Source organism: Microbacterium aurum (genome assembly GCF_016907815.1).
GTDB classification, from domain to species: Bacteria; Actinomycetota; Actinomycetes; order Actinomycetales; family Microbacteriaceae; genus Microbacterium; species Microbacterium aurum.
The window spans coordinates 2,323,025-2,345,495 of sequence record NZ_JAFBCQ010000001.1 but is presented as its reverse complement, the minus strand read 5'-3'; the positions used below and the strand labels follow the sequence as shown (position 1 = coordinate 2,345,495).

Genomic DNA, 22,471 nt, shown 5'->3' with positions numbered 1-22,471 from the left:
TGCGTCGTCAGCCACCGAGGCTCCCTTCGGCCAGCCCGCCGGCGAGGACGTGCGCGTGCACGTGGAACACGGTCTGCCCGGCACCGGCGCCGGTGTTGAAGACGAGGCGGAAGTCACCGTCGGCGTGCTCGGCGGCCAGGGTGTTCGCCAAGCCGATCAGCTCGGTCAGCAGGGCGGGGTCGCCGGCGGCGAGCTCGACGACGTTGCGGTACTCCTGCGACTTCGGGATCACGAGCAGGTGCACCGGCGCCTGCGGGGCGATGTCGCGGATCGCGAAGGCGTTCTCGGTCTCGGCGATGATCTCCGCGGGGATCTCGCCCTGCAGGATGCGCGTGAAGATCGACGGTTCGCTCATACCCCGAGTCTAGCCAGCGCCCGGCGCGTCAGGCCGGGGCGCTGCCGCGCGCTGCGGAGCTCGCCTCACCAGCGCCCGAGGCGGGCATTGAGGACGGCGAGGGCGGCGGGGCCGGCGGTCGAGGTGCGCAGCACGGTCTCCCCCAGGCGCGCGGCGGTGGCTCCGGCATCCGCCAGGGCCACGAGCTCTTCCGGCGCGATCCCGCCCTCGGGGCCGACGACCAGCACGAGATCGCGCGCGTCATCGGGGGCGAGGGCGACTCCTGACAGCGGGACGGATGCCGTGGGCTCGAGCACCAGCATCCGACTCGCAGCGCGTGCGGCCAGCTGCGCGGTGGAGACGGGCGCGGAGACGACGGGCACCCAGGCGCGGTGCGCCTGCTTCGCCGCCTCGCGGACGATCGTCTGCCAGCGGGCGACGCCCTTCGCGGCCTTCGCCTGATCCCACCGCGAGACGCTGCGGGCGGCCTGCCACGGCACGATCTCGTCGACGCCGAGCTCGGTCGCCGCCTGGATCGCGAGTTCATCGCGGTCGCCCTTGGCGAGGGCCTGCACGAGGACGAGCCGGGGTGCGGCGGCGGGATGGCTGGTCCGCGCCGTCACGGCGGCGACCACGCGCTTGGGCGCGACGTCGGTCACGACCGCTTCCAGCCACAGTCCGCGGCCGTCGCCGACGGTGACCTCCTCGCCGACCCGCACCCGCCGGACGGCGGCCGCGTGGTGCGCTTCGGCGCCGGTGATGACGATCTCCGCGCCCACCGGCGCATCGAGGGGAACGTCGTCGACGAGGAAGTGCAGCGCCATGTCAGCCCCGGAAGCGGTCGCGCAGCTTCGAGAACATGCCCTGATGGAACTGGGCGAGCCGGGGCGGCGGCGACTTCGACTTCTTCGCGAAGTCCTCGATCAGCGCCCGCTCCTTGGCATCCAGACGCGTCGGCGTGACGACCTGCACCGCGACCCGCAGGTCGCCGCGGGTGCCACCGCGCAGCGGCGTGATGCCGCGTCCCTTGATCGTGAGCACGTCGCCCGACTGCACCCCGGGGCGCACCTCCAGCTCGACGTCGCCGTCGAGGGAGGTGATCGTGGTGTGCGCGCCGAGGATGGCGTCGGGCATCGACACGTCGAGCGTCGCGAGCAGGTCGTCGCCGTCCCGGCTGAAGGTCTCGTGCGAGGCGACCGTCACCTCGAGGTACAGGTCGCCGTGGGGGCCGCCCGCGGGGCCGACCTCACCGGAGCCGGGCAGCTGCAGCCGCAGACCGGTCTCCACACCGCCGGGGATGTCGACCGAGACCGTGCGGCGGGCGCGGACGCGTCCCTGGCCCTGGCAGCCGGCGCACGGGTACGGGATCGTGGTGCCGTAGCCCTGGCACGCCGTGCAGGGCTGCGAGGTCACGACGTTGCCGAGCAGACTGCGCACCGTGCGCTGCACCTGGCCCGAGCCGTGGCAGATGTCGCATGTCGCCTCGCCGGTGCCCGGCTGGCAGCACGAGCCCTGGCAGGTCTCGCACAGCACGGCGGTGTCGACCTCGATGTCGCGGTGCGTGCCGAACACGACGTCGCCGAGGTCCAGGGTGACGCGCACGAGCGCGTCCTGGCCGCGCTCCCGGCGCGACCGGGGGCGTCCGGCGCGACCACCGCCGCCGCCGAAGAACGTCTCGAAGATGTCGCCGAACCCGCCGAAGCCGCCCCCGGCGCCGCCGAATGGCGAGCCGTCGCCGCCCATGTCGTAGCGCTGGCGCTGCTCGGGGTCGCTCAGGACGTCGTAGGCGTGCGTCACGAGCTTGAAGCGCTCGGATGCGTCCTCGCCGGGGTTGACGTCCGGGTGGAGCTCGCGCGCGAGACGCCGGTACGCCTTCTTGATCTCCTCGGGGCTCGCATCGCGCGAGACGCCCAGGACTTCGTAGTGGTCGGCCACAATCGCCTTTCCTGCCCTTCCGGGCGCGGTGGGGTTCGTTCTGTCGGCTGCCGCTCAGCGGGACTGGTCGTCCTCGTCGAGCAGCCTGCTCAGGTAGTGCGCGACGGCGCGGACCGCCGCGAGGTTGGTGGGGTAGTCCATGCGCGTCGGACCGAGCACGCCCACCCGGGCACGGGATCCGGTCGCGTCGTAGTCGCCGGTGACGACGGATGCCTCCGCCAGCCCGAACGGCTCGTTCTCGCGACCGATGCTCGCCGCCAGGCCTTGATCGTCGGCGACCATCTCCCCCATGAGCCGGAGCAGCGTCACCTGCTCCTCGATGGCCTCCAGCAGGGGGTAGATGCTGCCGCGGAAGTCTCCCTCGCGTCGCGCGAGGGTGGCGCTGCCGGCCATCACGAGGCGGTCCTGACGGAACTCGTCGAGCTCCTCCCCGACGATCCGCGCGACCGTGCGCACGGCCTCGTCGACGGGTCCGCCGGAGGGTTCGGATGCCGCCAGCTGCGCGATCGCCGAGGCGGCCTCCGCCACGGGCTTGCCCGTGACCAGGCGCGCCACGGCGTGCTTGATGGCCGCGGCATCCTGCTCGGTGAGCTCGGCCTGCAGGAACGCGACGCGCTGCGAGACCCGGCCCGTGTCGGTGACGACGATGACCACGACGCGCGTGCCGCCGAGGTGCACGAACTCCACGTGCGAGACGCTGGCGCGCGCGAACGAGGGGTACTGCACGATGGCGACCTGACCGGTGAGCCGGGTCAGCGCGCGGACGGTGCGCACGAGGAGGTCGTCCAGGTCCACAGGGTCGGCGAGGAACGACGAGATCGCCGAGCGCTGCGCCGTGGACAGGGGCCGGAGCTCCGCGAGATGGTCGACGAAGACGCGGTACCCCTTGTCGGTCGGGACGCGCCCCGACGACGTGTGGGGGGCCGCGATGAGCTCCTCGTCCTCCAGCAGCGCCATGTCGTTGCGGATGGTCGCCGCCGACACGCCGAACTGATGACGCTCGACGATCGCCTTGCTGCCCACCGGCTCATGCGTGTCGACGTAGTCCTGCACGATCGCGCGGAGGACCTGAAGTCCGCGTTCCGAGACCATCAGCCCTCCTTGTTGGCACTCACGGTTGCTGAGTGCCAATCTTATCGCGCCGCCCCTACGGTGAGTCGGCGCGGAGGGGTTCTCGGTGCTCGAGGGCGCTCCGCGCAACCTGGGACTCGCCGACGCCGCTGCAGGCCTCCGCTGGGTGCAGCGCGAGGTCGCCGCCTTCGGGGGCGACCCCGCGCGGATCACGATCGTCGGCGAGTCGGCGGGTGGCGCGCTTGTGGCGGCACTGCTGTGCTGGCCCGACACCGCCGCGATCCCCCGCGTTTCCCCGGATGCCGAGTGCGCCCGTTCTCGCCGAGTGCGCCCGCTCTGGGGCGGGCGCAGGGGGCACGCTCGGCGAGAACGGGCCCGGTCGGCGAGGTCGCTCGGCGAGGTCGCGAGGCGAGGACCGCGGTGGTGCTCAGGCGGTGAGGGCGCGGACGACGGCGTCGGCCAGCAGGCGTCCGCGCCGGGTGAGCACGACGCGGCCGCGGACGGCCGCGGCCCCGTCGATGAGGCCGTCGGCGATGAGGGATGCCACGGCGTGACGCCCCTCGCCGCTGAGCTCCGAGACGGCGAGCCCGTCCGCGATGCGGGAGCGCAGCAGCACATCCTCCAGGCGTCGGGCGGCGGCATCCGGTCGCTCCCGGCCGGCAGCGGGCGACTGCGCCGCGGCCAGGCGCTGGGCGTACGCGGCGGGATGCTTCACGTTCCACCACCGCAGCCCGCCGACGTGGCTGTGGGCTCCGGGACCGTACCCCCACCAGTCGGTGCCGCGCCAGTACGCCAGGTTGTGGCGGGAGCGCTGGGCCGGCGTCCGCGCCCAGTTCGACACCTCGTACCAGTCGAATCCCGCCGCGGCGAGCGTCTCATCGACGAGTTCGTACATGTCGGCCTGCAGATCGTCGTCGGGTTCGGGCACCTCTCCGCGGCGGATCTGTCGGGCGAGCTTCGTGCCCTCCTCCACGATCAGCGCGTACGCCGAGACGTGGTCGGGGGCGAGCGCGACAGCCGTCTCGACCGATGCGCGCCAGTCCTCGAGCGACTCCCCCGGTGCGCCGTAGATGAGGTCGACGCTGACGTCGAGCCCCGCGCTCCGTGCCGCGGCGACGGCGGTCGCCACTCCCGCGGGGTCGTGGGTGCGGTCGAGCGCGGCGAGGACGTGCGGCACCGCCGACTGCATGCCGATCGACATCCGGGTCACGCCGGCCGCGGCGAGTTCGGCCGCCATCGGCGCCGTGACGGTGTCGGGATTCGCCTCGACGGTGACCTCAGCATCCGGAGCGAGACCGAACGCGTCGCGCACGCCCGCCAGCATCCTGCCGAGGTCCCCCGCCGGGAGAAGCGTCGGCGTCCCGCCGCCGAAGAAGACGGTGGATGCCGGGCGCAGCGGCCCCCGGTCGGCCAGCACACGGCGCGACAGGGCGATCTCGCGGATCACCTCGTCGGCGTAGGCGTCCTGACGGGCGCCGCGCAGTTCGCCGGCGGTGTAGGTGTTGAAGTCGCAGTACCCGCACCGGACGCGGCAGAACGGGACGTGAAGATACACCCCGAAGTCGCGCTGGGGGTCGATGACGAGATCGTCCGGCAGAGCGCCGTCGAGCGGCGCGGGGTCGCCGAGCGGGAGGGCGGAGCCCATCAGGACGGCGTCGCGTACAGCGGCGACAGGGCGCGCAGGTACCCCTGGAACAGTTCGCGGCGGCGGCGCTTCACGAGCGGCGGCAGCAGGCGGTACAGCGGCGACACGGGGCGGTCGAACGCGCGTACCGTGAACCGCACCTCGTCGCTGTCGTCCCACGTCACGACGAAGGACTCCTCGCCGCTGACGACGGAGTCGCCGACCGTGCCGAGCCCGAAGCCGACCCGCCGCGGCTCCTCGATGGCGTAGATGACCCGCAGCTCGCCGTCGGCGCTCATCCCCTTGATGCGCCCGCGCACCCGGATCGTCGTCCCCGAGGCGACGAATGGGGTCCCGTCGGCGTCGAAGCGCTGATCGGCCTCGAGGCGGCTCGCCACGAGGGGGTTGCCGTCGGCGTCGAATCCGACGCCGGAGTACATGGGGCCGGATGCCGGGCGCACATCGCTGATGTGCAGTCCCGCGCCCCGCAGCGGAGCCCACGACAGCAGCGCTTCGGCGGAGCTGTCGAACCGGGCCTGGCCGCTGCCGATGCGCCACGACGACTCGGCCGGGATGCTCCGCTCGGGCGGGTAGCCCATGAGGTCGTGCGCCTGCGTGGCGCCCACGGCGGCATAGTCGACCGTGCCCTCTTGGAAGTTCGCGCGGCGCATGGCCACCAGCCTACCCAGCCGCTCCGGTCGCGGGCGGCGATCGGGATGCTGTCGGCAGCTCATGTGAGAATCCGAGGATGCGAGGACAACCCGTCGAGCGGGCCGGAACCCGTGTTCCACGAGATGAGTCACGGGGCGAGACGCGGTGGGAAGACCTCGAACTCGTCCACCACTGGCGCACCTACCTGGATTCGCCGCGCCGGTATCTGCGGCACCTGCTCGAGTGACCCGCGGCGGTCGCTACTTCTTGGTCTCGACGTCGCCGGACAGGGCGGCGATGAACGCCTCCTGCGGGACCTCGACGCGACCCACCATCTTCATGCGCTTCTTGCCCTCTTTCTGCTTCTCGAGGAGCTTGCGCTTGCGGGTGATGTCACCGCCGTAGCACTTGGCGAGCACGTCCTTGCGGATCGCGCGGATGTTCTCGCGCGCGATGATGCGCGCGCCGATGGCGGCCTGAATGGGCACCTCGAACTGCTGGCGCGGGATGAGCTTGCGCAGCCGCTCGGTCATCATCGTGCCGTAGGCGTACGCCTTCTCGCGGTGGACGATCGAGCTGAAGGCGTCGACCTTCTCGCCCTGCAGGAGGATGTCGACCTTCACGAGATCGGCCGTCTGCGACCCGGCGGGCTCGTAGTCCAGGCTCGCGTATCCCTGCGTCTTGGACTTCAGCTGATCGAAGAAGTCGAAGACGATCTCGCCGAGGGGCATGTTGTAGCGCAGCTCGACGCGGTCCTCGCTGAGGTAGTCCATGCCCAGGAGCGTCCCGCGGCGCTGCTGGCACAGCTCCATCACGGTGCCGACGTAGTCCTTCGGCAGGAGGATGCCGACCTTGACGACCGGCTCGGCGACCTCCGCCACCCGTCCGTCGGGGTATTCGCTGGGGTTGGTGACGGTGACCGACTCGCCGGTGTCGGTGGTGACCTCGTACGTCACGCTCGGGGCCGTGGTGATGAGGTCGAGGCCGAACTCGCGGGAGAGGCGCTCCGTGATGATCTCGAGGTGCAGCAGCCCCAGGAACCCGCAGCGGAAGCCGAAGCCCAGGGCGACCGAGGTCTCCGGCTCGTACTGCAGCGAGGCATCGGAGAGCTTCAGCTTGTCGAGGGCCTCGCGGAGGTCGGCGTAGTCGCTGCCGTCGATCGGGTAGATGCCGCTGAAGACCATGGGCTTGGGGTCGGTGTAGCCGGGAAGCGGGTCGGATGCCGGCTTGCGATGGTTCGTGATCGTGTCGCCGACCTTGGACTGGCGCACGTCCTTCACGCCCGTGATGAGGTAGCCCACCTCCCCCACGCCGAGGCCTCGGGTGGGGACCGGCTCCGGACTGGAGACCCCGATCTCGAGGAGGTCGTGCTGCGCCTTCGTCGACATCATCTGGATGCGCTCGCGCGGCTCGAGCTTGCCGTCGACCATGCGGACATAGGTCACGACACCGCGGTAGGAGTCGTAGACCGAGTCGAAGATCATCGCGCGGGCGGGTGCGCTCGCGTCGCCGGTCGGGGCGGGGATCTGTGCGACGATGCGGTCGAGGAGTTCCTCCACGCCCATGCCCGTCTTGCCCGACACCCGCAGCACGTCCTCGGGCGAGCCGCCGATGAGGTTCGCGAGTTCCGCCGCGTACTTCTCCGGGTCGGCGGCGGGCAGGTCGATCTTGTTGAGCACCGGGATGATCTGCAGGTCGTTCTCGAGCGCCAGGTACAGGTTCGCGAGCGTCTGCGCCTCGATGCCCTGCGCGGCGTCGACGAGGAGGATCGCCCCCTCGCACGCGGCGAGTGAGCGCGAAACCTCGTAGGTAAAGTCGACGTGGCCGGGCGTGTCGATCATGTTGAGCGCGTACACCTGGTCGGGTGCGGAGCCGGTCGAGACCGCCCACGGCATCCGCACGGCCTGGCTCTTGATCGTGATGCCGCGCTCGCGCTCGATGTCCATACGGTCCAGGTACTGCGCGCGCATGTCGCGGTCGGCGACCACGCCGGTGATCTGCAGCATGCGGTCGGCGAGGGTCGATTTGCCGTGGTCGATGTGGGCGATGATGCAGAAGTTGCGGATCAGCTCTGGAGGGGTCGCAGACGGCTCGAGAGGCTTCAGGGCGCGCGGGGACATGTCCCGGGAAGTCTACCGGGGACCGGACCATAGCCGAGCCGACCGGGACACGCCAGAGAACCGGTCGATGAGAAAGAGTTAACCGATCTGCCTCTTGTCGAACGGTGCCGGTGCCAAGAATGCTCAATGCGGCGGCTCCTTTCTGCGCACCCCGTTACTTTCTTCGTGACCCGCTCGGCGGCCATGCTGGGCGGTGACGGCCTGCCGGGCCCGGCATGATTGCTGCCCCCTGTCCCTTGATGATCTGGGGGGTGTTGTCACCGGGCCTGGTTGGCGGTGTGTGATCGCTGATAGGGGCTGGACCCGAGCATGCTCGAGGCCGTTCGTAACGTGGATGCCGAGACGCGCCGCCGCGGACGCCGTCACGAGTGAAGCGGAGGACGAAGTGGTCACCAGCATCGACAGATACGACGAGGTCGACGTGTTCGTTGGGCTCGACGTCGGCAAGGGCGAGCATCACGCGGTCGCGCTCGACCGGGAAGCCAAGCGACTATTCGACCGAGCACTCCCGAACGACGAGCGCCAATTGCGGGCGGTGATCGACCAGCTCGCCTCGCATGGCGTGGTGCTGCTGGTCGTAGATCAACCCGCGACGATCGGTGCACTCCCGGTCGCGGTCGCGCAAGCCGCAGGTGCTCTCGTTGGTTACCTGCCGGGGTTGGCGATGCGGTGCATCGCGGATCTGCATCCCGGTGAGGCGAAGACCGACGCGAGAGACGCGGCGATCATCGCCGAAACGGCCCGCACCATGCCGCACACGCTCCGGTCGATCCAGGTAGCCGACGAGAAGGTCGCGGAGCTGAGCATGCTCTGCGGGTTCGACGACGACCTCGCCGGTCAGATCGTCCAGGTCTCCAACCGGATCAGGGGTCTGCTCACCCAAATCCACCCGGCGCTGGAACGCGTGCTCGGGCCGCGGCTGGATCACCCCGCGATCCTGGACCTGCTGCAGCGCTACCCGTCGCCGGCGGCGATGAAGACTGCGGGTGAGAAGCGGCTAGGGAACCGGCTGCTGAAGAACGCGCCCCGCAAAGGTCGTGTCTGGGCGGCAGAGATCATGACCGCGCTCGGCGAGCAGACCGTCGTGGTGACCGGCACCGACGCCGCCGCGCTGGTGCTCCCCAGGCTCGCAGAGCAGCTCCAGGCGTTGCGACGGCAGCGTGATGAGATCGCCATCGAGGTCGAGAAGATCGTCGACGCTCACCCTCTTCAACCGGTCCTGACGAGCATGCCCGGAGTCGGCGTCAGGACCGCAGCCCGGCTCCTCACCGAAGTCACCACCAAGACCTTCGCCACTGCCGGGCACCTCGCCGCCTACGCCGGCCTCGCACCCGTGACCCGACGATCCGGCACCTCGATCCGCGGCGAGCATCCCTCCCGGCGCGGGAACAAGATCCTGAAACGGACCATGTTCCTCTCCGCGTTCGCCGCACTCCGAGACCCCGAATCACGCGCCTACTACGACCGCAAGATCGCCCAAGGCAAACGCCACAACCAGGCCCTCATCGCCCTAGCTCGACGCCGCTCCGACGTCCTCTACGCCATGCTCCGCGACGGCACCCTCTACCAACCGCGACCAGCCCAACCCGCCCTCGCCGCTTGACAGAGGACATAGGGGCACCCCCCACAGCGCAGTCCTCTCGGCCGCCGACGCACCGCGCCTCGAAGATCCGATGGACCTTGCACGATGACTGGAGTGAAGACCGTGACGCACGCCGCACCCTCCCCCCGCCCTCCGGCCGGCCGATCCCCGCGTGCGCGCGGGGCTCTCGCCCTCGCCACGGCCTTCGCCACCGCCGCCGCCGGGTTGGTCGTGGCGCCGGCCGCGCAGGCGGCCGTCTCGGTCGACGCGCCGATCGTGATCTCCGAGGTGTACGGCGGCGGCGGCAACACCGGCGGCGCGTTCAACCGTGACTTCATCGAACTCGCCAACGTCTCCGGCGCCGACATCGACCTCTCTGGATACAGCGTGCAGTACGCCGCCGCGGCGGGCTCGTCGTGGCAGGTCACCGCGCTCAGCGGGGTGCTCCCCGCCGGAGCGCAGCTGCTGATCGGCGAGGCGACCGGCGCCGATGCCTCGCTCCCCGGCTTCGTCGCCGACGTCGAGGGCGCCATCGCGCTGTCCGGCTCGCAGGGCAAGGTCGCCCTGGTGTCCACGCAGACCGCACTCAGCGGTGCCACGGGCATCTCGAACCTCGACCAGGTCGTCGACCTCGTCGGCTGGGGCGGCGCCACCCACTTCGCCGGCACGGCGCCCGCGCCGGCGACCTCCAACGGCACGAGCGTGTCGCGCTCGGCCGACTTCGCCAACACCGGCGACAACGCCGCCGACTTCACCGCCGGCCCGCCGACCCCGACCGGCCTCGGCGGCACCGATCCGACAGATCCGACGGACCCCACCGACCCGACAGACCCGACCGACCCCGGCACGCCCGACACGGTGACGATCGCGGAAATCCAGGGCTCTGGCGACGCGTCGCCGCTGGCCGGACGCACGGTGACGACGGAGGGTGTGGTCACCGCCCACTACCCCACCGGCGGGTTCGACGGGTACGTCATCCAGACCGCCGGCACCGGCGGGGCCCTCGACCTGGCCGCCCACACGGCATCCGACGCCGTCTTCGTCTATGCACCCGGCGCCGTCGGCGAGGTGAGCCCCGGCGACACCGTCCGTGTCACCGGCGTCGTCTCGGAGTGGAACGGGTTGACCGAGCTGACCGTCGCCGCCGGCGGTGCCGTGCGCATCGACGCGCAGCCGGCGCCGGTCCCGGCATCCGTCACCTGGCCCGCCGACGCCGCGCAGCGCGAGAGCCTGGAGTCGATGCTCGTCGCGCCGCAGGGTGCGTTCACCGTGTCGAACACGTACGCGACCAACCAGTACGGCGAGGTGGGCCTCGCGTCCGGCGCGACTCCGCTCCGCCAGCCGACGGATGCCGCGCGCCCCGGTTCGGCGGAGGCCGCGGCGATCGCGGCCGACAACGCCGCCCGCGCCGTCGCCCTCGACGACGGATCGAGCACGAACTACCTCAGCGCGACCGGCAGCGCCCTCACCCCGGCCTACGTCTCCCTCACCGAGCCGGTCGTCGTGGGTGCTCAGGTCTCGTTCACCGCCCCGCTGATCGTCGACTGGCGCAACTCCACCTGGAAGCTCAACCCCACCGCCTCGCTCGTGGGCGACGGCACCGGCACCGACGAGGTCGTCTTCGCCAACCCGCGCACGTCCGCCCCGGCGGCCGTCGGCGGCGACCTGAAACTCGCGTCCTTCAACGTGCTCAACTACTTCACGACCCTCGGCGCCGGCGCGCCCGGATGCGTGGCCTACACCGACCGCCTCGGCGACGGCGTCACGGTCCGCGAGGGCTGCGACCAGCGAGGGGCGTGGGACGCGGACGACCTCCAGCGCCAGCAGGCGAAGATCGTGAAGGCCATCGAGGCCCTGGATGCCGACGTCGTCGGCCTCATGGAGATCGAGAACTCCGCCGCCCTCGGGGAGACCGCGGATGAGGCGACGGCGACCCTCGTGGATGCGCTCAACGCCGCCGCAGACGCCCCCGTCTGGGCGTACGTGCCGTCTTCGGACGAGCTGCCGGCGGCATCCGAGCAGGACGTCATCACCAACGCCATCATCTACCGCACCGCCGCCGTGCAGCGTATCGGGGACGCCCGTGCGCTCGGCGACCAGAGCGGCGCCGGCGAGGCGTTCGACAACGCCCGCGAACCCGTCGCGCAGGTCTTCGAGCCCGCGGCCGGCGGCGCGCCGCTGCTGTTCGTGGTCAACCACTTCAAGTCGAAAGGATCGGCCGGCCCGTGGCCCGGCGACGCCGACACCGGCGACGGTCAGGGTGCGTCGAACGAGTCGCGCGTGCGCCAGGCCCAGGCCCTGCGCGACTGGGTGGCCCAGATCCGCGGCGACGTGGACGCGGTGGCGCTCGTCGGTGACTTCAACTCGTACACGCAGGAGGACCCGCTGCAGGTGCTCTACGACGCCGGCTACGCCGACGCCGCGACCGCGTTCGGCGTGGACACCGCCTCCTACAGCTTCCAGGGGCTGTCGGGCTCGCTCGACCACGTGCTGCTGAACGAGGCGGCGACCGCCCGCGCGACCGGCGCCGACATCTGGAACATCAACTCGGGCGAGTCTGTCGCGTTGGAGTACAGCCGGTTCCGTTCGCACGCGACCGAGTTCTACGCCGACGACGTGTACCGATCGAGCGACCATGACCCGGTCGTGGTCGGGCTCGCTGCCGACGCCGCACCGATCGAGCTCACGCTGCTGGACATCAACGACTTCCACGGTCGCATCGACGCCAACACCGTCGCGTTCGCGGGAACCGTCGAGGAGCAGCGCGCCGCGGCATCCGGTCCCGTGCTGTTCCTGTCGGCCGGTGACAATATCGGCGCGTCGCTGTTCGCCTCGTCGGTCGCGAAGGATCAGCCGACGATCGACGTGCTGAACGCGCTCGGCCTGCAGGCGTCCGCCGTCGGCAACCACGAGTTCGACCGGGGCTTCGCCGATCTGGCGGGCCGTGTCAGCGAGGCCTCGGACTATCCGCAGCTGGGCGCGAACGTGTATCTGAAGGGTACGCAGACGCCGGCCCTCGACGAATACGCGCTTCTGGAAGCGGGTGGACTCACCGTGGGTGTCATCGGCGCCGTCACAGAGGAGACGCCCTCGCTAGTGTCGCCGGCGGGCATCGCCGACATCGAGTTCGGCGACCCGGTCGCCGCCGTCAACCGCGTCGCGGCGCAGCTGAGCGATGGCGACGAGTCCAACGGCGAGGCCGACGTGCTCGTCGCGCTGTACCACGAGGGCGCCGGGGCCGGAACGCCCGACGGCGCCACCCTGGAGCAGGAGCTCGCCGCCGGGGGCGCCTTCGCCGCCCTCGTCAACGACACCTCGGCGGACGTCGACGCCATCTTCACCGGCCACACCCACAAGGAGTACGCCTGGTCCGCGGCCGTCCCCGGCACCGACCGCACCCGCCCCGTCGTACAGACGGGCTCGTACGGGGCCAACATCGGCAAGATCGTCCTGACGATCGACCCCGACAGCGGCGAGGTCGCAGCACACACCGAGCAGAACGTCCCCCGCACGAAGACGGCCCCCGCGACGCTCGTGGCGACCTACCCGCGGGTCGCGCAGGTGAAGACGATCGTCGACGCCGCCCTCGCCGCAGCCGCCGAGATCGGCAACACCGCAGTGGGCGAGGTCTCGGGCGACATCACCACCGCCTTCGCCGGCGGATCGTTCCAGAACGGGGTGTGGACCGGCGGAACCCGGGATGACCGGGCGAGCGAGTCGACACTCGGCAACGCCGTGGCCACCATGCTGCGCGACTCGCTGAGCGCCCTGCCGAACGGCGCTGACATCGGCGTCACCAACCCCGGCGGTCTGCGGTCGGACCTGTGGGACACCCAGGCCGAGTTCGGGTCGACGGCGGTGCCCGGCCTCGCCGACGGGACGATCTCGTTCTCGCAGGCGAACGCGGTGCTGCCGTTCAACAACACGCTCGGGCTCATCACGCTCACCGGCGCGCAGTTCCGGACCATGCTCGAACAGCAGTGGCAGCGCAACCCCGACGGCACGGTGCCGTCGCGCCCGTACCTGCAGCTCGGCCTGTCCGACAACGTGTCTTACACGTACGACGCGACCCGCCCCGAGGGCGAGCGCATCACGTCGGTCACGATCGACGGCGCGCCGCTCGAGGAGGAGGCCGCCTACCGCATCGGGACGTTCTCGTTCCTCGCCAGCGGCGGCGACAACTTCCGCGCCTTCACCCAGGGCACCGACTACGTCGACACCGGCCTGCTGGACTACGAGGCCTGGGTCGACTACATCGCCGACGGCTCCCCGCTCGCGCCGGACTATGCCAAGCACGCGGTGCAGGTCACGGGCGTGCCGGAGACGGTGACGGCCGGGGATGCCGTGGCGTTCCGCGTGAGCGGCCTCGACCTGACGAGCCGCGGCGCACCGCAGAACACGGCGCTGCGGGCGAGCCTGAACGGCGCCGACCTCGGTGAGACGGCCGTCGTGGACGGCGCGGCCGAGGTGACCGTCACCCTCCCCGCGGACCTGGCCTCCGGCGACGTCGTGCTGACGCTCACAGCGCCGGTCTCGGGCACGGTCGTGCACGTCCCGCTGACGGTGGAGGCGGCGGTGCAGCCGGTCGCGACGACGACACGGCTGGCGGCGCTGCTGCCGGTGCACCTGAACGGCCTCCTGCCGACGACGCTCATCGCGACCGTCCGGCAGGAGGACGGCGCCCGCGCCGAGGGCGTCGTCGTGTTCCGCGAGGGTGAGAAAGTCGTCGCGACGGTCGAGGTCAAGGGCGGTGTCGCGACGCACCGACTCGGCCGGCTGAGCCGCGGCGTGCACGCGTACACCGCCTCGTTCCAACCGGCCGACCCGGCGGTCGCCGCCCCGTCGACCAGCGACACGGCCCGCGTGTGGGTGCTCTTCTGACGCACTGACGCGGCGAGGGCGGTGCGAGGGTCATCCCCCGCACCGCCCTCGCGTCACGGGTCGGCGTCTGCATAGGCTGAGGCGATGACGACGACGGTGGTAATGGTGCACGGCATCCGCACGTCCGCCACCATGTGGCGCGCGCAGCGTGAGCACCTCGCCGCGCGGGATGTCCCGTCCATCGCCGTCGACCTTCCCGGCCACGGCACCCGCATGGCGGAGACCTTCACCCTCGAGGCGGCGTTCGCGACGATCGACGACGCCGTGCGCCGCGCCGCCGAGCGCGGGCGAGTGCTCCTCGCCGGGCACTCGATGGGCGGACTGCTGTCGATCGAGTACGTCGGCGGCGAGGAGCGGCCGCCCGTGGACGGCTTCATCGCGGCATCCTGCACCGCGATCCCGCGGGGCCTCGGGCTGCGCACCTACCGGACGCTCGCGCTCGGGTTCGATCGCCTGCCGGGCCGCGGCGCGCGGATCTCGGAGTGGGTGCTCGACCGCACCCTCCCCGCAGAGACGCGGGCCGACTTCGGCGCCGGCGGTTACGCCTACGACGCGCAGGATGTGGCGCTGCGGTCGCTGTCGGTGCTCGACCTGCTCGCGGCGCTGCGCCGCATCGAGGTGCCGACCTGGTTCGTCAACGGACAGTACGACCAGTTGCGCCTGAACGAGCGCTTGTTCGCGTCGCTCGTGCCGCACTCCGAACTCATCGTCGTGCCGCGCACGTCCCATCTGGTCACGGCGATGCGGCCGCGTGTGTTCAACGCTGTGCTGGATCTGGCGCTGGCGACACTCGAGGCCGCACCGCCAGCGTCATGACGCCACCCAGGATCGACAGCACCCCGCCGACGGCGAACAGCAGCCAGAACCCGCCGACGAACGCCACCAGTCCTGCGCCGATGAGGGGTCCCAGCAGCTGACCGAGGCTCGCCGAGACGTTGCGGGGCGCGCCGCGCGGACCTGGTAGACTCGGTGTTTGGCTTGCGTGTGGGTCCCACCCCGCACGCCGCCGGAGGCGCCCCTCTACCGCTGCTCCGGTACATCCAACGAAAACTCCGAACGAAAGAGCCGTCGAACGTGGCCAACATCAAGTCGCAGATCAAGCGCAACAAGACCAACGAGAAGGCGCGCGAGCGCAACAAGGCCGTCAAGAGCGAGCTGAAGACCCAGGTGCGTCGCACCCGCGAGGCCATCGCCGCCGGCGACAAGGCCGCAGCCGAGAAGGCTCTCGCCACCGCGACCCGCAAGCTCGACAAGGCCGTGAGCAAGGGCGTCATCCACGAGAACCAGGCCGCGAACCGCAAGTCGGCGATCGCGAAGCAGGTCGCCGCTCTCTGAGCCACGGCATCCTCTCGACGAGCCCGTCCCCCGCTGGGGGCGGGCTCGTCTGCGTTAGGCGGGCGTGGGCTTCGTCCGTCGCGAATTGCGGGTACGGGCCCGTGTAGCCGCAGTTTGCGTCGGTTGAGCGGCCGCGTGAAGCGGGCGGGGCCGGATCGGCCTCAGGCGCCGTACGGCGCGCGGGTCGCGATGACCGTCACGAGACGCTCGACCGCGAAGACGGGGTCACGCGACGCGCCCTTGACCTCGGCATCCGCCCGCGCGGCGGCCTGAATGGCCATGCCGAGCGACGTCTCGTTCCACCCGGTCAGATCGCGCCGTGCGCGATCGACCTGCCAGTCCTTCATCCCGAGCCGCGCCGCCAGTGACGCCGACGACTCGCGGATGCCGGCCACGCGCGCCATCGTCCGCAGCTTCGAGGCGATCGCCGCGACGAGCGGCACCGGGTCGGCGCCGCTGGCGAGGGCGTGGCGCAGCGCGACGAGCGCGTCGCCGTAGCGCCCCGCGATCGCCGTGTCGGCGACCGTGAACGCGCTCGTCTCCACACGACCGCCGTAGTAGCGCTCCACGACCTGCTCGGAGATGTCGCCCGGCACGTCGGCGATGAGTTGCTGGCACGCCGCGGCGAGCTCGGTGAGGTCGTCCGCGAACGCGCCGACCAGAGCGCGCAGCGCCACGGGGGCGATCTTCTTCTGCGCGGCCTGGAACTCTCCGGCAGCGAAGTCGAACCGGTCGGAGTCGCGCTTGACCGCCGGGCACGCGATCTCCACGCCGCCGCCGGTTCCCGAGCGGATCGCGTCGAGCAGCTTCTTGCCCCGCACGCTCGCGCCGGTGTGACGCAGCACGACCGTCGCGCCCTCCTGCGGATTCTCGAGGTAGGACAGCGCCTCGGTGAGGAAGGCGTCGGAGCACTTCTCCACTCCCCCGACGCGCACCAGGCGCGGCTCGCCGAACAGGGACGGCGAGGTGAGGGTGAGCAGGCTCCCCGACGTGTAGTCGTCGGCGCGGAGGTCGGAGACCTCCAGGCTCGCGTCCTCCGCGCGCAGGAAGTCGCGGATGCCGGCGATCGCCCGCTCGGCGCAGACGTCCTCCGGGCCCGAGACGAGCACGATGGGCGCCGGCTGCGGTGCGCGCCAGGAGATCTGCGGGATGGCCGACGCGCTGCGTGCGCCCGCACCGCGGGCGGCGGGGCGACGAGCGGCGGGTGGCATGCAGCCAGCCTACCCACCGGGTGCGACAGCGGCCGGTGCCCGCTCCCGCCAGAAGTGGATGCCGGCGGCATCGGCCCACGCGACGACGAGACCGTCCTGGTCGGTGCGCGCCGTACGGACGCCGAGCGCGGCAAGAAGGTCGAGGGTCTCCCGCCGGGGATGGCCGTAATCGTTCTCGCCCACCGACACCAGCGCGAGCGCCGGCGCGAGCCGCTCGTACAACCGCGGATCCTGGTCAGCGCTGCCGTGATGGGCGACCTTGACGACGGCGTACCCGGACCGCAGCACCGCCCCGCCCGCCATCGCCTGCTGTCCCGCGGCCGACAGATCGCCGAGGTAGATCCCGCTCGGCAGGCCGCCGCCGGTGATCTCGACGACGACGCTCGCGTCGTTGCCCGGCGGGGTGTCCGGCCGGGGCCACAGCACACGCCAGCGCGCGGCGCCGATCGTCCCGCTCATGCCGCGGACCGCCGCGGTCACCCGCGCCCCGCCCTCGGCGAGATCCCGGAGTCTGCGCTCGTCCTCCGGGCCGTCGACGGGGCCGTGCAGCACGGCCGCGGTGCGGCCGAGGACGGCGCGCACCCCGCCACGATGGTCCAGATCGAAGTGCGTGAGGACGAGGAGGTCGATCCGCTCGACGCCCAGCTGTCGCAGGCAGCGCGCGAGCGGCTCGGGCTCGGGGCCGGTGTCGATCAGCAGCACCGCATCGCCTGAGCGCACGAGTACCGCATCGCCCTGGCCCACGTCGCACGCCGCGATCGCCCAGTCGGGCGGGACGGCGGCGCGGGCGACGGCGTCGGCGACCGGACCCGTGGCGAGTGCGGTCGTCACGGATGCTGCGAGCACCAGGACCGCGGTCACCCGTGCCCACCGGCGGGCACCGATGATGAGCACCGCGACGGCGGCGCCGACGACGCCGAGGGCGACGAGCCCCATCTCACCCTGCGGCCAGGCGAGGGTGGCGCCCGGCAGCCGCGTGACCTCATCGGCGGTGGCGGCGATCCACGAGGCCGGCAGCCACGCGAGGGCCGCCAGCCCCGATCCCAGGTACGGGATGCCGGCGCTCAGGCACGCCGCGAGCCCGATCACCGTGCCGAGCGGCGCCGCGGGCGCCGCGAGGATGTTCGCGAGCACGCCCAGCACCGACACGGTCGGAGTGATCAGCACGATCAACGGTCCGCACGCGAGCTGTGCCGCCAGCGGCACCGAGATGAGCAGGGCGAGCGGTGCCGGCATCCATCGGCCGAGTCCATCGGCGAGCGGGCCGGCGAGCACGAGCAGCGCTCCGGTGGCCGCCACCGAGAGCGCGAACCCGAGCGAGCCGGCCAGCCACGGATCGGCGATCAGCAGGATCGCGACCGACGCGGTCAGCAGCGACAGGCCGGCGCCGGTCCGGCCGAGCAGCAGGCCGAGCATCGCGATCGCCGCCATCGCCGCCGCGCGCACGACGCTCGGCTCCGGCGAGACCAGCACGACGAACGCGATCAGTGCGCCGAGGCCCGCCGCCACGCGGATGCCGCGACGGAGGCCGCACAGGGCGGCGAGGGCGTAGGCGATTCCGACGACGAGCGCGCAGTTCGCCCCGCTGACGGCGGTGAGGTGGGACAGCGACGACGCCTTCATGGCGGCATCCAGCTCCGTCGTCACGGCGCCGGTGTCGCCCACGGCCAGTCCCGCGATGAGCCCGCCGCCGGGCGGCGGCAGATCGGCCGTCAGCGCGACGAGACCGCGACGCAACGCCGCCGCGGCGCCCAGGATGCCCGTGGGTGGCGCGAGCAGTTCCGGGACGGCGGTCGCGTCTACGACGAGCACCTCACGGGATCCGGCGTCGGGTTGCCAGGCCGTCGCGCTCAGGCGCACGCGCCCGCCGAGATCCAGTCCGGCGGGAACCTCCGCGGTGCGGATCACGAGCGGCACGGGTTGCGTGAACCGGGTGTCGCCGACCCGCAGGTCCTCGAGACGCGCATCGAAACGCCAACCGGTGGTGCTCCGCTCGATCTTGCCCACCGCCGTCGCCTCGATGGTCAGCGCGCGGCCGCCGGCGGTGGGCAGGTCGGCGGCGGCGGTGCGTGCGGGCTCCGCCGCCGCGACGTGCGCACAGACCCCGGCCGCGCACGCCAGCACGACGGCGGCGATGCCCGGCGCGACGCCCGGTGCCAGCCGCATTCCCATCCCGGGGCGCCCCCGCGCCGCGACAACGGCCACCCCCACGGCCAGCACCGCCGCCATCCACAACACCAGCGCGACGGCCCCCGCCTGCGCGGGTTGGGCCGTCGACCACGCGGCGGCGATCCATGCCGCCGCGGCGACCGGGACGAGACGGGCGTCGCGCCGCCGCGCCCGCCTGCCGCTCACCGCCACAGCCTCACACCGTCACCAGGTCGCGGAGCCCCGCCAGCATCTTCTCGCCGATGCCCGGCACCGACAGCAGGTCGTCGACGCTGGTGAACCGGCCGTTGCTCTCGCGCCAGTCGATGATCCGCTGCGCGATCGCCGGCCCCACCCGCGGCAGGGTGTCGAGTGCGGTGACGTCGGCGGTGTTGAGGTTGACCCGGCCGTCACCGGCGTCGACCGGGGCCTCAGCGGGGCTCTCGCCGACCGCTGGCACCTGCAGCTGCTCACCGTCGCTGAGCGGTCGGGCGAGGTTGATCGCGTTCTCGTCCGCCTCCGGCGTGAGTCCCCCGGCGGCGGCGATCACGTCGACGACCCGGGCCCCCTCATCGAGCCGGTACAGGCCCGGGTTCGCGACGGCACCGAACACATGCACGTAGACCGTCGGCACCTGCGCCTCGTCGACGGCGATGGTGTCGACGTCGGGCCGTGCCGCGGCATCTGCCGCTCCGCGGATCATCCCGATGACGACGGATGCCGCAGCGATCGCCACCACGAGCACGACGACGGCTCCCACGCCCAAGCGGCGCCGGGGCGTGCGCTCGGGGAGGGACGCCGTGGGAGAGCTCACCCCGACACCCTGGCAGGGTGGTGCGTGCCCGCGGAGCCCGCGAGCCGGATCGGTGGACGGATCGCCGGATCGGCCACCTGGGGAGGAGGCGATGACACGCGCCCGCCACGCCCCTGGGACCGCGCCCGCGGGCGCGGTCCCGGAGCGGACTCAGGCGGTGGTGAAGCTCACGACCTTCGGCGCCCGCACGACCGCGCGGGCGATCTCACGGCCGGCGAGCGAGCGGAGCACCTTCTCGTCGGCGCGCGCGAGCGCCTCGAGGTCGTCGGCGGAGATGCGCGCCGGCACCGTCAGGGTGCCGCGGACCTTGCCGTCGATCTGCACGACCGCGGTCACCGATTCCTCCACCAGCAGGGTCGGATCGGGCTGGCGCCACGGCACCACGCCGACGAACGGCTCATAGCCGAGCGCCTCCCACATCTCCTCCGCCGTGTGCGGGGCGAACAGGTCGAGGATCATCGCGATCGCCTCGGCCGCTTCGCGCACCGCGGGGTCGGCCGGGCCGGGGGCGCCGTCGATCGCCTTGCGCGTGGCGTTGACGAGCTCCATCAGGCGCGCGACCACCACGTTGAACTTCGTCTGCTCGATGAGCGACGGCGCGTCGGCCCAGAGCCGGTGCGTGACGCGGCGAAGGCTCTCGTCGCCGTCGGCCCACGTGACCTCCGGCGCGCTGGTCACGTCGTGCGCGACGCGCCAGGCACGGGCGAGGAACTTCTGCGCGCCGGTGGTCGACACGTCCTCCCAGTTGATGTCGTCCTCGACGGGGCCGGCGAACGCGATCGCGACGCGGACCGCATCGGCGCCGGGGTCGACCATGCTGGAGGCGAACTCGACGAGGTTGCCCTTGCTCTTGGACATCTTCGACCCGCCGAGCAGCACCATGCCCTGGTTGACCAGGCTGGAGAAGGGCTCGGTGAACTCCACCAGGCCCATGTCGAAGAGGACCTTGGTGATGAAGCGCGCGTACAGCAGGTGCAGGATCGCGTGCTCGACGCCGCCGATGTACGAGTCGACTGGCGCCCACCGGTCGGCCTCCGCCGGCGAGAACGGCTGGGTCGCGTCGTTCGGGTCGAGGAAACGCAGGTAGTACCAGGAGCTGTCGACGAACGTGTCCATCGTGTCGGCGTCGCGCAGCGCCGCCTCGCCGGTGTCGGGGTCGACGGTCTGCATCCACTCGGTGGCCGCGCCCAGCGGAGATGTGCCCTTGGGGGCGAGGTCCAGGCCCCGCGCGTCGGGCAGGGTCAGCGGCAGCTGGTCCTCCGGCACGGGCACGACCCGGCCGTCGGCGGTGTGGATCATGGGGATCGGCGTCCCCCAGAAGCGCTGCCGGGAGATGAGCCAGTCGCGCAGCCGGTACGACTTCGCCGCGCGGCCGGTGCCGGCGGTCTGCAGCTGCTCGATGATGCGGACGATCGCGTTGCGCTTGCTCAGCCCGTCGAGCGGGCCGGAGTTGATCATGCGCCCCTCACCCGTGAGGGCGACGCCCGTGCGCGCGGGGTCGAGTTCGTCGAGGGATGCCGTGTCGGCGCCCGGATCGATCGGGACGCCGTCGTCGTCCAGTTCGATGACCGGGATCGCTCCGGTGACCGGTGCGGTCGTGTCCACGACAACCTTCACCGGCAGGTCGAAGGCACGCGCGAAGTCGAGGTCGCGCTGGTCGTGGGCGGGCACCGCCATGACCGCGCCGTGACCGTAGTCGGCCAGCACGTAGTCGGCCGCCCAGATCGGCAGCCGGTCACCGGTCACGGGGTTGATCGCGTAGCGGCCGAGGAAGACGCCGGTCTTGGGCCGGTCGGTGCTCTGACGCTCGATGTCGGTCTGCTTCTGCACCTCGTCGAGGTACGCCTGGAAGCGCATGCGCACGTCGGCATCCGCGCCGGCGACGAGCTCGGCGGCCAGGTCGCTGTCTGGGGCGACCACGAAGAACGTCGCGCCGTAAAGCGTGTCGGGACGGGTCGAGAACACCGTGATCTTCTCGTCGCGACCCTCGATCTCGAAGTCGATGTCGGCGCCGACCGAGCGGCCGATCCAGTTGCGCTGCATCCGGATGACCTTCTGCGGCCAGAAGCCCTCGAGCTGGTTGAGGTCGTCGAGCAGCCGGTCGGCGTAGTCGGTGATCTTGAAGTACCACTGCGTGAGCTTCTTCTTCACGACCTCGGCGCCGCACCGCTCGCAGTGACCGTCGACGACCTGCTCGTTGGCGAGCACCGTCTGGTCGTTGGGGCACCAGTTGACCGGGCTCTCCTTGCGGTAGGCGAGGCCCCGCTCGTACAGCCGCAGGAACAGCCACTGGTTCCAGCGGCTGTACTCCGGGTCGCTGGTGTGCAGCACGCGGCTCCAGTCGTACGACGACCCGAACTCACGGAAGCTCTTCTTGTGCTGGTCGATGTTGCGGTAGGTCCACTCCCGCGGATCGCTGCCCGCGCCGCCCTTGATCGCGGCGTTCTCGGCGGGCAGCCCGAAGCTGTCCCACCCGATCGGGTTCAGCACGTTGTACCCACGGTGGCGCCAGAAGCGCGCGACGACGTCGACGTAGGCGTAGTTCTCGGCGTGACCCATGTGCAGGTCGCCCGACGGGTACGGGAACATCCCGAGCACGTACTTGCGCGGGCGCGTGTCGTCCGCGCCACCGGCACGGAACGGGTCGGCGTCGCGCCAGCGCTCCTGCCACTTCTGCTGGATCGCGTACGGGTCGTACGCGTCGGCCGCGCCGGTTTCTGCCGTCGTGTGGGTCGTGGACACAGGTCACCTATTCGTGGAGTTCG

At 71.8% G+C, this 22,471-nt stretch carries 16 protein-coding genes and 1 pseudogene; 6 read left to right on the top strand and 11 right to left on the bottom strand.

The window, feature by feature from the left end; all coding sequences use genetic code 11:
• Positions 1 to 7: 7 nt before the first annotated feature.
• From JOD60_RS11585 to hrcA, 4 genes are all read right to left on the bottom strand, one after another.
• Positions 8 to 355: an HIT domain-containing protein gene (locus JOD60_RS11585; RefSeq protein WP_076690750.1), complete on the bottom strand. Its 348-nt coding sequence runs from the start codon at positions 353 to 355 to the stop codon at positions 8 to 10.
• Positions 356 to 420: 65 nt separating this feature from the next.
• The gene (locus tag JOD60_RS11580; protein ID WP_076690749.1) at positions 421 to 1,158 is read right to left on the bottom strand and encodes a 16S rRNA (uracil(1498)-N(3))-methyltransferase; all 738 of its coding nucleotides are present in this window, start codon (positions 1,156 to 1,158) and stop codon (positions 421 to 423) included.
• 1 nt (position 1,159) lies between these two features.
• Complete coding sequence (gene dnaJ, locus JOD60_RS11575) at positions 1,160 to 2,269, bottom strand: molecular chaperone DnaJ (RefSeq protein ID WP_076690748.1); 1,110 nt, start codon at positions 2,267 to 2,269, stop codon at positions 1,160 to 1,162.
• 54 nt (positions 2,270 to 2,323) lie between these two features.
• Positions 2,324 to 3,361: a heat-inducible transcriptional repressor HrcA gene (hrcA, locus tag JOD60_RS11570; protein ID WP_076690747.1), complete on the bottom strand. Its 1,038-nt coding sequence runs from the start codon at positions 3,359 to 3,361 to the stop codon at positions 2,324 to 2,326.
• Positions 3,362 to 3,446: 85 nt separating this feature from the next.
• Here hrcA and JOD60_RS11565 point away from each other — a divergent pair.
• Positions 3,447 to 3,602 (top strand): annotated as a pseudogene (locus JOD60_RS11565) (carboxylesterase family protein); the annotation flags it as partial.
• Positions 3,603 to 3,767: 165 nt separating this feature from the next.
• On the opposite strand, the gene hemW reads toward JOD60_RS11565, so the two are convergent.
• Both hemW and JOD60_RS11555 read right to left on the bottom strand, forming a co-directional pair.
• Entirely contained in the window at positions 3,768 to 4,985 is a 1,218-nt protein-coding gene (hemW, locus tag JOD60_RS11560) for a radical SAM family heme chaperone HemW (RefSeq protein WP_076690746.1), read from the bottom strand.
• A complete protein-coding gene (locus JOD60_RS11555; RefSeq protein WP_076690745.1) occupies positions 4,985 to 5,635 on the bottom strand; it encodes a DUF1990 domain-containing protein in 651 nt (216 codons plus the stop codon). The genes hemW and JOD60_RS11555 overlap by 1 nt, the downstream gene beginning before the upstream one ends.
• 77 nt (positions 5,636 to 5,712) lie before the next feature.
• Here JOD60_RS11555 and JOD60_RS11550 point away from each other — a divergent pair, with 77 nt between their 5' ends.
• Positions 5,713 to 5,862: a hypothetical protein gene (locus tag JOD60_RS11550; protein WP_198159045.1), complete on the top strand. Its 150-nt coding sequence runs from the start codon at positions 5,713 to 5,715 to the stop codon at positions 5,860 to 5,862.
• A 13-nt stretch (positions 5,863 to 5,875) separates the two neighbouring features.
• Here JOD60_RS11550 and lepA read toward each other — a convergent pair whose 3' ends face one another.
• Positions 5,876 to 7,735: a translation elongation factor 4 gene (lepA, locus tag JOD60_RS11545; protein ID WP_076690744.1), complete on the bottom strand. Its 1,860-nt coding sequence runs from the start codon at positions 7,733 to 7,735 to the stop codon at positions 5,876 to 5,878.
• Between the two features lie 334 nt (positions 7,736 to 8,069).
• Between lepA and JOD60_RS11540 the strand changes: the two genes are divergently transcribed.
• From JOD60_RS11540 to rpsT, 4 genes are all read left to right on the top strand, one after another.
• Positions 8,070 to 9,338 carry an IS110 family RNA-guided transposase gene (locus JOD60_RS11540; protein WP_239541912.1) on the top strand — a complete coding sequence of 423 codons (1,269 nt, stop codon included), beginning with the start codon at positions 8,070 to 8,072 and terminating at the stop codon, positions 9,336 to 9,338.
• A 102-nt stretch (positions 9,339 to 9,440) separates the two neighbouring features.
• A complete protein-coding gene (locus JOD60_RS11535) occupies positions 9,441 to 14,198 on the top strand; it encodes an ExeM/NucH family extracellular endonuclease (RefSeq protein WP_372431348.1) in 4,758 nt (1,585 codons plus the stop codon).
• Positions 14,199 to 14,282: 84 nt separating this feature from the next.
• Positions 14,283 to 15,014 (top strand): alpha/beta fold hydrolase, encoded by a 732-nt coding sequence (locus JOD60_RS11530; protein ID WP_076690743.1) that lies wholly within the window; start codon positions 14,283 to 14,285, stop codon positions 15,012 to 15,014.
• A 258-nt stretch (positions 15,015 to 15,272) separates the two neighbouring features.
• The gene (gene rpsT / locus JOD60_RS11525; RefSeq protein WP_076690742.1) at positions 15,273 to 15,533 is read left to right on the top strand and encodes a 30S ribosomal protein S20; all 261 of its coding nucleotides are present in this window, start codon (positions 15,273 to 15,275) and stop codon (positions 15,531 to 15,533) included.
• 161 nt (positions 15,534 to 15,694) lie between these two features.
• On the opposite strand, the gene holA is transcribed toward rpsT, so the two are convergent.
• The 4 genes from holA to leuS form a co-directional block, all read right to left on the bottom strand.
• Positions 15,695 to 16,744, bottom strand: coding sequence for a DNA polymerase III subunit delta (holA, locus tag JOD60_RS11520; protein ID WP_076690741.1), 1,050 nt, complete (start codon positions 16,742 to 16,744; stop codon positions 15,695 to 15,697).
• A 9-nt stretch (positions 16,745 to 16,753) separates the two neighbouring features.
• Complete coding sequence (locus JOD60_RS11515) at positions 16,754 to 19,099, bottom strand: ComEC/Rec2 family competence protein (RefSeq protein ID WP_076690740.1); 2,346 nt, start codon at positions 19,097 to 19,099, stop codon at positions 16,754 to 16,756.
• Positions 19,100 to 19,109: 10 nt separating this feature from the next.
• A complete protein-coding gene (locus JOD60_RS11510; RefSeq protein WP_076690739.1) occupies positions 19,110 to 19,706 on the bottom strand; it encodes a ComEA family DNA-binding protein in 597 nt (198 codons plus the stop codon).
• Positions 19,707 to 19,856: 150 nt separating this feature from the next.
• Positions 19,857 to 22,448 (bottom strand): leucine--tRNA ligase, encoded by a 2,592-nt coding sequence (gene leuS, locus JOD60_RS11505; RefSeq protein WP_076690738.1) that lies wholly within the window; start codon positions 22,446 to 22,448, stop codon positions 19,857 to 19,859.
• Between the last annotated feature and the right edge of the window lie 23 nt (positions 22,449 to 22,471).